Origin of the sequence: Vibrio sp. RE86, assembly GCF_013114545.1 — a bacterium.
Classification (GTDB): domain Bacteria; phylum Pseudomonadota; class Gammaproteobacteria; order Enterobacterales; family Vibrionaceae; genus Vibrio.
Window position 1 is genome coordinate 332,166 of record NZ_VTXI01000002.1, and the last position, 12,592, is coordinate 344,757.

Genomic DNA, 12,592 nt, shown 5'->3' on the forward strand with positions numbered 1-12,592 from the left:
CTGGTATTAGAATTGATTAACGCTTGAAGTTCACTTCTTCTTGCTCACCTAGGTGAATTTGCGTTGTCGCTGGTTGAGTTTCAGCAATCACTTTACCGTGACGAACAGAGTAACGAACCGGAACTTGGCGACGTAGGGCATCAAAGCCATTTTCAGCAGGAAGGATTAGTAAGCTACCAGGCTTACCTTCTTCAATGCCGTGTTTGTCTTTGATGTTAAGCGTGCGTGCCGAGTTATCACTGATAAGATCCAAGCCGTTGTTAATCTGATCGTAACCCATTACTTGACTCACATGCAGACCCATATGCAGAACCTGAAGCATGTTTGCCGTACCTAGTGGGTACCAAGGATCAAATACATCATCGTGACCAAAACAAACGTTAATGCCAGCGTTGAGCATCTCTTTTACGCGAGTCATACCACGACGCTTCGGGTAATCATCAAAACGACCTTGTAGGTGGATGTTCACCAGTGGGTTTGCCACAAAGTTAATGCCAGACATGCGCAGTAGGCGGAACAGGCGCGACGCATAAGCGCCATTGTATGAGCCCATCGCTGTTGTGTGGCTAGCTGTTACTTTATGGCCCATTTCATATTTGTGCGCCAGCGCTGCTAGAGTCTCGACAAAACGAGATTGTTCATCATCGATCTCATCACAGTGTACGTCGATAAGGCGATCGTACTTACGAGCCAGATCGAACACGTAGTGAAGTGACTCTACGCCATATTCACGAGTAAACTCAAAGTGAGGGATGGCACCAATTACATCTGCGCCAAGTTGAACCGCTTCTTCAAGTAGCTCTTTACCGTTCGGGTAAGAGAGAATCCCTTCTTGAGGGAAGGCCACGATTTGAATATCGACCCACTCTTTCATCTCTTCACGAACTTCAATCATCGCTTTCAATGCGATGAGTGTCGGGTCAGAAACGTCTACGTGAGTACGAACGTGCTGAATACCGTTGGCAATTTGCCATTTTAGAGTCTGCTTAGCGCGTGCTTTTACATCTTCAATAGAAAGCATCTCTTTGCGCTCAGCCCAACGCTCGATACCTTCAAATAACGTTCCAGAGATGTTCCAGTTTGGTTCTCCAGCGGTTTGAGTCGTATCTAGGTGGATGTGAGGCTCACAGAAAGGAGCAACCGCTAGGCCGCCCTCTGCATCAAGAATATCGCCTTGAAAAGCAATATCGGCATCGTTGTCTAGAATTTGCTTAAATTGACCGTCTTCAATCAAGATCTGCTTAAGACCTTCTTGATTGCGTAGCGTCGCGTTTTTGATCAATAGCGTTGTCATGATGCTTCCTTACGCTGTTTGTGCTTTCAGCGCTTGTTTGTTTAGTAGTGAATTTAGGACAACGTAGCTAAGTGCGCCGCCTAGAACTGCGTTTAGTGGAACAACACCAGGAAGGAACTTACCTGCTGCTACACCTATCGCGACTGCGATGATACCTGCCCAGTTCACTGTTTGGAATTCTGCTTTTGCAAAGTTTTGGTAACGTTTACGGTTAAGCAGGAAGTCTGCGATGATAACGCCGCCAATCGGTGGGATAGCCGTTGAAAGGAACGTTAACCAACCAACAAAGTTGTTGTAAAGCCACAATGCGAAGATGGTACCTACGACACCGTTAATGATAGACATTGCTGTGCTTGAACGGCCAGTGATGTTCGAGAAACCAAGGCCAGAAGCGTACAGCGCGTTTTCGTTGGTTGTCCAAATGTTCAAGCCAAGAACGATGATCGCAGGAAGTAGTAGACCTTGAGCAATCATCACATCTGAAATATCGGCTTGGCCTGTTGCTGCTGCCCCTGCTGCGCCAAAGATAAACATCAGTGAGTTACCGATGAAGAAAGCAATCATCGTCACGAGTACGGCACTTGCTGGCTTTTTACCAAAGCGAACAAAGTCGGCTGTTAGTGTACCCGCACTGACGAAGGAGCCCACAACCATTGCTAGTGCAACAGAGAAGTCCATTGGGGTTTCTGGTTGAATAAGAGTGAGTTGCTCGAAGCCACCGATACTGTCTACTGCCATAGAAACAGAGTAGCTACCAAGAATCGCGATAGCTGGAACCGCAATAGCAGACAGAATCATTAATGCTTTAATGCCGAAGTAAACCGTACCCGTCATTAATAGGCCAGAAACGATAATCAGCGTGTTGGTATCAATGCCCGTCGCCTTTTGTACTGGGATTGCAAACATAGCAACACCGACACCGAACCAACCTACCTGAGTACCACCCAATAGAGCGGAAGGTAGCCAAGAGCCTTTAGTACCAAAAGAGAAACGAGCAAGAAGGTGAGTAGAGAGACCAGTAGAAGCGCCAATGTAACCAAGGAAAGAGGTGTAGATACCAAGGATTAGGTTACCAATAAGAACAGCGAGGAAGAAGTCGTTAAATGAAAGACCGGTACCAAGAGAACCACCAGTCCACATACTTGCGGAGAAGAAAGTGAGTCCAAGCATTACCATGGTAAGTGAAGCGACTCCTTTCCTTGCCGTTGTCGGCACGGGTCCCAGACTGTAGTTATTGTCCGCAGCCATATATAACCTCCGCAAATAGATTATCAATACAAATTGTGTGTAAATTTCGGGTAAACGGCCGGTATTATGGTGATCTAAATCACGCTGTCAATGGTATTTTTGATAATAAAATCAATAGAGTCGATAGTTGGTTAGTTATTTATAATAAATTCATGTACTTATATTTTTGTTGCGATGTCATATTATTATCAATTAATGGATTGCACTTTGGCATAGTCTTAAGATTTTTTGACTTTGAATGACAACGGCATGATTAGCACCCATGAATATCATTCTATAAATTTTGTTGGGTAAATTTAGGTCACACCTCCATATAAGCAAACGTTATCCTTCTGGCATTGAGCGTAATCAGAATAAATATCGTTTAGAAAGAAACGAAAACTTATTTTTTTGCCATGTTCAGGTTAAATATCCCTTATGAGAGCAAAAAGTCATAATTTGGTGAGAGGTGTTAATGTGTGAAGGGTAGTTAGCGCAATGTGATTATAGTTGATGTGCTTTTGGGAAAGGGTTGTGAAACAGCAGATAAAGAAAAGGCCAATCTCAAAAAGTGAAATTGGCCGTAATAAGTGTGAACAAAATGGGTTCACTAACAACGTCAGTTGGCTAGGTGACCCTCGGCTTAATAAGGGTCAATATACTTATTGCATCATATGTGCCAACTTTAATAGCACCATTTTGCGTAAAATATCGCCATTATTAGCCATTTAACGACATGTTGTTTGCATAATGAAATTGCATTTTGCGAATGGCATTAAATTGCTAGTGATACTTATATTACTTTTCTCTAAAGCATCACTAAGCTAGCTGTGCCCAAGAAGGCGAAGAAACCGACAACATCGGTAACGGTTGTCAATACAACTGAGCCTGCAAGTGCTGGGTCGAGTTTCAACTTATCTAATGCAATCGGAATCAGTACCCCAAACAGCGCTGCGGTAATGATATTCACGACAATGGCTAAGGCGATTGTTCCGCCTAATACCGCAGACTGAAACCACACCCCGGCTAAACCACCGATGATTAAAGCCCAGAGTAATCCGTTGATCGAGCCTATCCCGATTTCGTTTCGAAGTAATGCCCAGCGGTTACCAGAAGTGATCTGATTCAGTGCCATCGCACGAATCATTAGCGTTAGGGTTTGGCTGCCTGCAATGCCTCCCATTGACGCCACAATCGGCATAAGAACGGCAAGGGCGACGACCTGAGCAATTACGTCTTCAAACAGCCCAATCGTTACAGAGGCAAGAATGGCGGTAAGTAGATTGATACCCAGCCATACGCCACGCTTTTGCGAACTTTTGATCACAGGGGCGAACAGATCATCACCTTCATCCATACCGGTACCGGCCATTAAACGAGTCTCGTAGATCTCACGCTGAGTACTTAATGCAAACTGCCAGTCAACCTCGCCAATCAGCATTTGTTCATCGTCCGTTACAGGCATCGTTGAAAGCGAAGAGTGTTCAAGTGCGTCGATGCTTTCTGCCAACGTCAGCTTGGCGTTGAGCGTAATGACATTTTCAAGCGCTAGGTTGCGCAGGCGCTCTTTGGAATCAGCTCTTAGCAGGTCAATGTAGCTTACAACGCCACGGAATTGCTTGCGCTTGTTGATCAAGTAAATCTGTTGAGGAGCGTCATAGCTGTATCGCTCCATGAGTACTTGTGCTTTCTCGACTGAAATATTAAAAGGCAATGTGACGACTTTACGCTCAGCCCAACGACCCAATTCGTCATCTTCATACTCATTCGCTTGATCGTACAGCTCTAACTCATCTTTCTCGATAAGTTGTAGCGCTTCGTTGATGATTTCATCAGGTAAGGAATCTGCCCACTCGATCAACGATAAGTTATCAAGCTTAGCAAGAGTGAGTTTGAGCTCGGTTTCTGAGAGTTCATCAATGATCGAGTGACGTACTTCAGAACGTGCTTCTGTCAGCACCTCAATATGAAGTTCTAGCGGGAGACCACGCCATAATTGGACACGCTCATCAATCGGGAAAGCTTCGAGAATCAGGGCAATAGAACCTGCTTCTAAACCCTCTTCAATCAATTGATTTAAGATAGCACTTTGTTGATCGGCTTCGGATTGCGCGATTCGTTCAATTTGAAAAGATAAGTCTTGAAACTCGCTCATCTAAACTGCTCCGTATTGTTACGGTATAAATTCCATGTTGCGAACATAGTAGCAGAAAGGGAGCAAGCGAGAAGGTAAAAGTAATGCAAAAAGCCCAGTAAAACTGGGCTCTTAGAGTTTAGATTGAATAGAAGTAGTACAGCTGAGACTTCATTCGGATGATAATGCCTCGAATCACATCAAGAAACGCCATAAAGCTGATTGGCTTATCACCGCTCACCCATGCAAGGCCAACAGAGCCTACTGGGATGTCATAACCTTCCGTTTCTTCAATTTTTAAGCGAACGAAGTGGTGCTTATTCTGCAGGTTTTGACCTGTTGTCGTGCGCACTGAAGGGTCTAAGCCGAGTAGGTTGGCTTGTGACTCTCCGGTTGCTTCTACGATGCCTTCCACCTGTGCTGAGAATATCTTACCCGGGTAGACAGATGATGAAAACTCAGCGGCATGGCCTGGTTTCACGTTGCGGATCGCTTGGTGGTTCACTCGCATCAATACGTACTTTTCATCGGTGTACATTTGAAGACGAGGCATCATTGAAACACGCTGACCTTCTCGTAAGATGAAGTTAGTGACAAACCCGTCTGCAGGGGCGTGTACCTTAGTACTATCGAGATCCCACTGGGCTTTTGCCAAGACTTCTTGTGCCTTTTTCCAATCGGCTTCTTCACTTTTCACCGTCAATTCAGCTTTACCAATGTTCAGCTTTGCTTTGTCAGCATTGACGATCTTAGTGCTCAATTCTGACTCAATTGTCGTGATGTTGTGCTTTGCCTTGTCTACAGCAGTTTGTTGCTTGTCGATATCACTTGCCGTGATGGTGTTTTCGACCACACGGTTTTGCTCTTGGTATCGCTTGAGCATTTTGACTTGAAGTTCATGGTCGCTCTTTGCTGTAGCAAGGCGACTCTCCGTGGTTTTCACATCGAGTAACATCGATTGATGAGTAGCTTTGGCAATTTCGATGTCTTCTTTGGCCACTTGGTACGCCACTTCTGCGGCTTCCTCATCGACTTTTGCTTGGTTCAATGCGATTTGGTATTGAGTTGGGTCGATCTCGTAGATCAATTGACCCTTCTTAATACTTTGGTTTGGTTCAATGTGGATCTTATCCACTTTGCCCGTCACGTTAGCGGAATCAGGGCGCAGTTGAATGTGAGGTGATTGCACCACCGAACCGCCAGAGAGATCCATTGGCGTATAGTTGATCAGGCCAACCCAAACGAACATTAACCATGAAACACCACCGAGATAGGCGAACGACTTAGTCCCCTTGTTCCAAGGCATTCCGACCAGTCGCAGTAGGTATATAAACAGAGCCCAGACGGCTAAACCTTCTAACATTATGCCTCCTCACGGTCGGTTGGTGTGCTTTTTGGTGCATGACGCCAAGTGTCACGCAAGTTAATGATCGCTTTCTCCATATCGACGAATGCAAGAATAACGGCAACAACCCAAACCCAGTGCCAGATAAAACCAATCCATGTTAATGCGGTTATTAGCCCTAGCTGATGGTGATCCTTGCTATGGGCTTTGTTGATTGGTAGTTCGTGGAATTTCCAAAAGCCGTAGATTGCAGCACCAACGGTTGCGACAAGTACGACAGCGGCGACAACGTGTAAAGCGGTGTCAGCGCCAGTTCCAACAAACGGGACACTTAGTAAACTCATTCAGGTCTCCAAATCTCAGTGATGGGTTGATTGTGATTTGGAATTGAAAAATAACTTACGCTATGACAAATTGATTCATATTGGAGCCAATATTGATTTGATCTGTAAATGAATAAAGTAAGATTCATGCGAGCTATAGGTATATATAACCTTCGCTTAGCTGCACATAAGCGCTATCAGTTGGATGACGGTGAGTTAGGGATTCCGAAAGAGGTGTTTAATAATGCGATGACACTCATCCCTGTCTCGGTAGTCAACGATTGGTACCGCAACCTTGAGCGGCTCACTGACAACCCTGACATCGTTTTGGAATCGATGAGGGATCAAGACATTTCACGTATTGGTGCCATCAATCATTGGTTACTGTCAGGCTTTGACTTTGCTTCAACTATTCGCCGGATGAATTATGGATTGAGTAGCTTACAGAATGGTGCGTTTCTCTCTGCAGCCATCAGCGGCCCTATTATTAAGTGGACTTACCGAAATCCCAGTGTCAGCGCCGATTGTAAAGTGCACGACAGTGTTCGCATGGCGATGATACTGGTTAAAGTGATGCGCAGTTATCTAGGCGCAGACTTTGCGCCGTTGAGAGTATTGTTGTCAGGCTCTCGAAAGAACATTGAAAAGTACCGAGATTTCTTTGGTTGTGAAGTAGAATGGAGTCATTCGTGCACGGAAATCTGGTTCCATTCTGAGTTACGCTTAGCAACAAAGCAGCAGAGCAAAGTAAAGAAAGGTCGGTTAGCGATGAGCTTTTCTGATCTCGATGAGCTTCTTAATATGCCGGATCCTGAAGATGAAGTGAAAGTGATCTATGAGGTGCTTAACTACAGTCGATTCTATGGATTACCAACCTTAGAGCACGTGAGTGGATTACTGGGTATGTCGACGCAACAGTTTCAGCGCAGTCTTCGTAAGCAGGGCATGAACTTTTCGACGGTATGCGGTTATGTGATGAGTAACATTGCGGTTTCAATGCTCACTGCAGGGATTGAAGCTGACGAAGTTGCTCGTCGTTTAGGCTATCAAAACCCAGCGAGCTTTAATCGTATGTTCAAAAAGAATCGCGGGTTAACGCCCACCCAATATGTTCAGCACTTCAGCTTAGACGAGCGTTAAACCTTTCTAATCAAACTTTGAATGCCATCGTTCTTGATATGCAGCACTGTAGTCAGGTTCATGAGAATGGCGTGAGTCGTGCGTTGCTTTTAACGGACCAACCACGGTTCGATAGGGCAGAAAGCCAGCGTAGCACGTCATATCAAGATCGGCTTGGTCATCGTTTACGTCACCTTGGCTGATTTTGACCGATGCTTCATTCAGCGGCATCTCAAGCAGCATGGTTGCGTCGAGCTCTTTTTGATTGCTCAAACGAATATCCTCGGTTCGCCCTGGCGCTATATGTTCGATAAAGTGATTCAATAGCCGGTCTTTTTCTTCTCTATTTTCGACGGCAGTGAACTGACCGAGAACGACAGCGCTTCGATAATGAGCGCCGTGGTGAAAAGCACTACGAGCAAGTACCCAGCCATCAAATAATGTGAAGGTTAAACAGGTGCTTATCCCCTGATTCAAGCTGCGCATGAGTCTGCTATTGTTAGCGCCATGGATATACACCTTGTCCTCAACACGCCAAGCCAACATAGGGATGATAAATGGCTGTTCATCTTTATAGATGGCGATATGTGCTATCAGCGATTCATCAATGATATCGTAAAGCGCTTCTACTTCTGATGCCGCTTTGTGCGCCGCTTTTTTTAACTCCGTTCTTCTTGTTGTCGATAGCATCTTAGCTCCCTGATTCGTTGTTTGCTTTAGCTCTAAGGTAGCTTTAAAGTGGTTCTACTTTTAGAGCCACTTTTTACCAATGGATGGATCCAGTTATGGCGTTGATAGATATCGGTGATTTGCAAATCAACGAGGCGAATTGTACTAAGCAGGCTGCACTTTTTAATGCGATCAGAGAGAAGATCGTTAGCCAACTTTGGGCGAAAGGATTAAAGCTGCCTTCCACGAGAAAACTCGCGCTAGAGCTGGGAATAAGCAGAAACACGGTGCTCCATGTTTATGATCAGTTGTTGGCAGAAGGATACATTGAAAGTAAAGCTGGCGCGGGTAACTTTGTTGCACTGGAACTTCCAGATCAATTTGTCGGTGGACAATCAAATGCTCCACTTAACCAACATGCGACGACGAATATTAGAGTTCAGAGCGCATTTGCACCTGGCGTTCCCGACCTGAGTGAGTTTCCAACTTCTAAATGGCAACGGATCTTGATGCGTCATTCAAATCGTCTTTCTCTTCTCGGTTCTCAGGATGTGCAGGGGGACGTTAATCTCAGACAAGCACTGGCTAACTATCTTGCAAGCAGCCGATCGGTTCGTTGTCATCCAGATCAGGTCGTCATTACTTCAGGGGCTCAGCAAGCATTGGCTATAGCGACCAAACTAGTAGTCCCTAACCAAGATGAAATGTTGATGGAGCAGCCCGGCTATACGCAGATGGCCAAAGTACTCTCACTGTTTAACTGCCCATTAAACCCAGTGGAAGTGTTCGAAAAGCGAGGATTAAATCTAGATAAGGTCGAGCAAAGTAGCGCGAGCGCTATCTATGTCACGCCGAGTAATCAGTACCCAATGGGAACAAGCTTGGACATCAATCAAAGGCTCAGACTGATTGAATGGGCGAGCAGAGTGAATGGCGTCATCATAGAGGATGACTATGACAGTGAGTTCCAATTTGCTCATCGACCGTACCCAAGCTTGCAGGGGCTGGCTGCGAAAATGGGGCATCAAAACCACGTTGTCTATGTCGGCTCTTTAAGTAAGGTCATGTTCAACGGTCTTAGATTGGGATATTTAGTGCTGCCTGATCATCAGGTTTCCAAAGCATTGGAGATAAAAGATGCGATATCAGGAGACTCCCCAAGTCATACTCAAGCAGCGCTGGCTGATTTCATTCAAGAGGGGGAACTCATTCGACATATCCGAAAAATGAGGCGTCTGTACAAGCAGAAACATCAATTAATGATGGAGGCTATCGCGCAGCATTTAGGGCCACAGGTTGAAGTAATCAGCCAAGCCGCGGGACTGCATATCACCATCAAATGGAACAACGGGATTTCTGAGCATGATTTGGTGTCTGAAGCTGCTCAAGAGGGCATTGCAGTTCGCGCCATGAGTTACTTCGAACATACGCCTTGCAGTGAACGCTCATGGCAAGGTGCGATTTTGGGTTTCGGTAATGTTGCATTGACTGATATCGAGCCAAGCATGAGGAAGCTGGCACAGCTATTTAAATGTAGCTGATATTAAGGGAGTCTTAATATCTAAATGAAAGTCGGCTGAGCTCTATATGGTCAAGCTCAGCCGAAGGAAAGTTCTAGAGCTGTTTGGCAGTGCGCCACTTTTCCCATGGCATATTTAGCAGGCCAAACACGGTGACGGCGTAGAGCATCGACCAGCCTAGGCAGATAAACACCGCAGTACAAAGCAAAAGTGCTAACCCTGCCAGCTGACGACTAACCCCAGTCAGTAACTTGTAGGCTGCCAACATTGCGAGTAGATAGATAAGAACGAAAATACCATTCGCGAGTTTAAGAAAAAACTCCAAGTCGAGCCCCGAAAGCTCTCCAGCGAAACAAGACAGTACCACAACGACACCAACCGCTAACGTTGCATTGGCAGGGACACCACGAATCGACAGACGTGCTAACGCGCTGTTTGGGTTGTAGTCTCGCGCTTGTGCCCAAACCATACGAGACAAGCTTTGCGTATAGAGGTTTACACTAGCGAAGCAGGCCGCAAAACCAATCACACTGATCATGGTTTTAAACTCTGGACCAAACAAGTGTTCAGAAATCCATGGAATCGAAGTGCTATCAAACTCTGGTGTGCCGTATGCTCCCATTTTCAAAATAATCACAGAGCAAATCCAATACGTTGCGCCAGCGACGAAACAGCCAATGACAATCGCGATAGGAAAATCACGTTGTGGGTTCTTGAATTCCTCACCCATGTGCGCGAACGCTTCAATACCCACAAAGCACCAAAACATGACGCCTAGCGCTAATCCAATAGGCATTAAGCTGTCGGAAGAAACGGTAGGTAACGCTAGGTCACTGGCAGAAAAGCCGCCTTTCCACCAGAACGCTGCGATGAGCGCGAAAATCGCTAACGCAATGAGGGTTTGTAGTCGGCCTGATGATTTTGCACCTGCTAAATTGACGCCAATAAGCAGCGCCACTGTGAGAAGTTGGGCAAACAGAGAGTTATTAATACTTGTCGGTAACAGCTGCTGTAAAAAGCCTGCCGCAAGTGCAATCGCCGCGGGAACTCCAACAGGAATGACACTTAGAAATAGCCACGCCACGCTTCTTTCCAGCTTTGAGTTAAAAGCTTTACGTACGAAATAGGCAGTACCACCAGCGTTTGGATACTGCTTCCCGAGCTGGGCAAAGGTGAGGGCGATAGGGCAAATCGCGACAAATAGAACGATCCATGCCCATAACGAGAGTTGACCTGCAATACCCGCAGCAATGGCAGGCACCATAAACAAACCAGTACCCAATAAAGTCGTTGAGAGCTGTCCAATGCCAGATAGTAAGGTAATTTCTTGTTTTAATTGGCTCATGAGCACTCCCTGCGTTATCAATCACTTTCTCAGGATAATGTATCTGAAGCGGCTTAATCATGCATTAGTCATTTCGTCGCAGATAAGTGTCACATTGTCGGTTTGAATTTATATATCTGTCATTTTGTCGGCTTTCATCTCAAGATATTTTGTGTCACATTGCTAGAACCGACAGGATAAGTTGGAAGCAGGGCATTCAATATGGACAAATTTGACCATCAAATCATTACGTTACTCAAGAAGAACGCAAGGGCAAGTATCAGTGATATCGCAAGGCAAGTGAATTTATCTCGCTCTGCGGTCACTGCTCGAATTCAGAAGCTAGAAAGCGAGAAGGTAATACTGGGCTACCACGCTGATGTCGCTCAGCAAGAGAGTAAAGAGCTCATCAAGGCCTATCTCGCATTGAAGTTTGATACGTCCTCATCGACTCATAACTGCGAGGCGTATTCAGAACGTATTTATAAGATTGATGGCGTAAAATGGTGCCATGCGATCAGTGGTGAAACGGATATGATGCTTTACGTCGAAGTAGAGACAATGACCCGCTTGAACGCAATACGCGATGAGCTGCAACACATATCAGAACTTCGTCATCTCATGACTCATACAGTGCTAACCGAATTTTTTAATACTCTGCATTATGCTAAATAATCTCAATCTTAACTTGTTGCGTTCTCTGTATGTATTACTCGAAGAGTGCCATGTCAGCAAAGCCGCAGCACGTTTGCACATCACTCAATCTGCCATGAGTCGTCAGCTAGCGCAGCTGAGAGAGTTGTGTGATGACCCGCTTTTGGTGCGCGATGGAAACCAGTTGTTACCCACTCCCAGAGCAAAAATTCTACAAGATAAGCTAAGAGTACTGCTTGAAGAGTTTGATGCTTTATTGGCGGATAAACCCTTTGACCCTAAAGTGTGGCAACAAGAGTTTGTGTTGTCGTCGAGTGACTATGTTGCGCAATACATAGTGCCTGATGTCGTGTCCGTCGTGGTCGAACAAGCACCAAAAGTGAATATTGCCTATCGCTTGTGGCAGCCTGAATTTTTGGCGGATTTTGACCGCAGCGGCATTCACTTAGCATCGACCATGCTTGCTGAGAAACCTCAGCAGTTGAGTAGCGTGCAAATTGGCCAAGATAAATCTGTTTGTTTAATGCGAAGTGAGCATCCACTCGCGTCTCAGGCGCGTATTTCCTGTGAAGAGCTGACTTCGTATCCTCACCTTAAAGTAACGGGAGGCGGCGACAAAGACTCTAACGCAGATATCGCTTTGAACAAGCTGGGTTACCAACGTCGAATCGCGTTAAAGGTGCCGTTTTTCTCGGCTGCCGTGAACGCTTTAACCAGTAGTGACTATCTAATGGTGGTCCCTGAGCACATTGCCATCAATTTATCCAAAGAAGCCTCTCTCACTTATTTGCCCCTTCCTTTTGACACACAGGCTCACCTCTATTGGTTAATGTGGCACCCTAAATTTGATAACGATAAAGCGCATCAATGGATGAGAGAAAAGGTGCTTGATGCGATGAGAACCTCCCCATATTCTATCGGTATGATCTGAAATGATGCCGACTATGACTAAGTTTGATTTCAAATCATTACTTAACTGCTTT

Annotated in this window: 11 protein-coding genes; 4 read left to right on the forward strand and 7 right to left on the reverse strand. The window is 45.5% G+C overall.

Annotated features, from left to right (window positions below):
• Window positions 1-16: 16 nt before the first annotated feature.
• From F0231_RS03705 to F0231_RS03725, 5 genes are all read right to left on the reverse strand, one after another.
• Entirely contained in the window at window positions 17-1,294 is a 1,278-nt protein-coding gene (locus F0231_RS03705; protein WP_171758356.1) for a cytosine deaminase, read from the reverse strand.
• A gap of 9 nt (window positions 1,295-1,303) precedes the next feature.
• Window positions 1,304-2,542 carry a cytosine permease gene (gene codB / locus F0231_RS03710; RefSeq protein ID WP_171758357.1) on the reverse strand — a complete coding sequence of 413 codons (1,239 nt, stop codon included), beginning with the start codon at window positions 2,540-2,542 and terminating at the stop codon, window positions 1,304-1,306.
• Between the two features lie 787 nt (window positions 2,543-3,329).
• Entirely contained in the window at window positions 3,330-4,676 is a 1,347-nt protein-coding gene (locus tag F0231_RS03715; protein ID WP_171758358.1) for a magnesium transporter, read from the reverse strand.
• Window positions 4,677-4,794: 118 nt separating this feature from the next.
• Window positions 4,795-6,018, reverse strand: coding sequence for an HlyD family secretion protein (locus tag F0231_RS03720; protein WP_171758359.1), 1,224 nt, complete (start codon window positions 6,016-6,018; stop codon window positions 4,795-4,797).
• Window positions 6,018-6,344 (reverse strand): MFS transporter, encoded by a 327-nt coding sequence (locus tag F0231_RS03725; protein ID WP_171758360.1) that lies wholly within the window; start codon window positions 6,342-6,344, stop codon window positions 6,018-6,020. The genes F0231_RS03720 and F0231_RS03725 overlap by 1 nt, the downstream gene beginning before the upstream one ends.
• A 108-nt stretch (window positions 6,345-6,452) precedes the next feature.
• Between F0231_RS03725 and F0231_RS03730 the strand changes: the two genes are divergently transcribed.
• On the forward strand, window positions 6,453-7,463 hold the full coding sequence (locus tag F0231_RS03730) for an AraC family transcriptional regulator (RefSeq protein WP_171758361.1): 1,011 nt from the start codon (window positions 6,453-6,455) through the stop codon (window positions 7,461-7,463).
• A 6-nt stretch (window positions 7,464-7,469) separates the two neighbouring features.
• On the opposite strand, the gene F0231_RS03735 is transcribed toward F0231_RS03730, so the two are convergent.
• A complete protein-coding gene (locus F0231_RS03735) occupies window positions 7,470-8,132 on the reverse strand; it encodes a pyridoxamine 5'-phosphate oxidase family protein (protein ID WP_171758362.1) in 663 nt (220 codons plus the stop codon).
• 95 nt (window positions 8,133-8,227) lie between these two features.
• Here F0231_RS03735 and F0231_RS03740 point away from each other — a divergent pair, with 95 nt between their 5' ends.
• Entirely contained in the window at window positions 8,228-9,652 is a 1,425-nt protein-coding gene (locus tag F0231_RS03740) for a PLP-dependent aminotransferase family protein (protein ID WP_171758363.1), read from the forward strand.
• Between the two features lie 73 nt (window positions 9,653-9,725).
• On the opposite strand, the gene yjeH is transcribed toward F0231_RS03740, so the two are convergent.
• Window positions 9,726-10,976, reverse strand: coding sequence for an L-methionine/branched-chain amino acid transporter (gene yjeH / locus F0231_RS03745; RefSeq protein ID WP_171758364.1), 1,251 nt, complete (start codon window positions 10,974-10,976; stop codon window positions 9,726-9,728).
• Between the two features lie 201 nt (window positions 10,977-11,177).
• Here yjeH and F0231_RS03750 point away from each other — a divergent pair, with 201 nt between their 5' ends.
• Window positions 11,178-11,630: an Lrp/AsnC family transcriptional regulator gene (locus F0231_RS03750; RefSeq protein WP_171758365.1), complete on the forward strand. Its 453-nt coding sequence runs from the start codon at window positions 11,178-11,180 to the stop codon at window positions 11,628-11,630.
• The gene (locus tag F0231_RS03755; RefSeq protein WP_171758366.1) at window positions 11,620-12,540 is read left to right on the forward strand and encodes a LysR family transcriptional regulator; all 921 of its coding nucleotides are present in this window, start codon (window positions 11,620-11,622) and stop codon (window positions 12,538-12,540) included. The genes F0231_RS03750 and F0231_RS03755 overlap by 11 nt, the downstream gene beginning before the upstream one ends.
• The last annotated feature ends 52 nt before the right edge of the window (window positions 12,541-12,592 follow it).